General features: G+C 50.2%; 1 protein-coding gene. It reads left to right on the top strand.

Features of this window, described 5'->3' with window-relative positions; genetic code table 11:
- Positions 1–53: 53 nt before the first annotated feature.
- On the top strand, positions 54–203 hold a 150-nt coding region (locus tag H6B10_RS17895), incomplete at its 3' end, for a cob(I)yrinic acid a,c-diamide adenosyltransferase (protein ID WP_204652606.1).

Raw genomic sequence — 203 nt, 5'->3', positions numbered from 1 at the left:
CACTGAAAAGTGACGCTTTTTTGTTTGACCGCTTATCGAATAAGGAGTCTTGTATGCTACATCTTTACTGGGGCGATGGCAAAGGAAAAACAACCGCCGCCATGGGCCTGGCGCTGCGCGCTTTAGGGCATAGGCGTAAGGTAGTTATTGTACAGTTTTTGAAGGACGGTACCAGCGGTGAAATAGAACCGCTGCGTCGCCTG

It is taken from the genome of Gemmiger formicilis (assembly GCF_016901605.1).
GTDB classification, from domain to species: domain Bacteria; phylum Bacillota; class Clostridia; order Oscillospirales; family Ruminococcaceae; genus Gemmiger; species Gemmiger formicilis_B.
This window is presented reverse-complemented; position numbering and strand designations above follow the sequence as displayed.